General features: G+C 52.1%; 1 protein-coding gene. It reads left to right on the forward strand.

What is annotated here, in order from left to right:
* The coding region (locus AC1RP4_RS08045; protein WP_481763284.1) for a hypothetical protein at positions 1-261 on the forward strand (261 nt) is incomplete at both ends.

Raw genomic sequence — 261 nt, forward strand, 5'->3', positions numbered from 1 at the left:
GGAGAAAACAGCGACTACTCGGAATTCATGTGCAATATCCTGAAGGGCCTCACGCTTCCGGAAACTGAACTCGAATACCTTCGTGATGAAGCCGTGGAATTGGTGTATCTCATTGAAGGTGATATCCGGGCGTCAACGCAGCTCTGCTGTAGCACACTGAGTAATTGGGTGGCGTTCCAGAAGCGTGGAGTCCCGTCCGAATCACGTATGATGATCCCGGATGAGCAGCAAACTTGGACACGCCACGCAAATCAGGCACGT

This window comes from Dellaglioa sp. CoH-56-MRSF-10 (assembly GCF_056782175.1).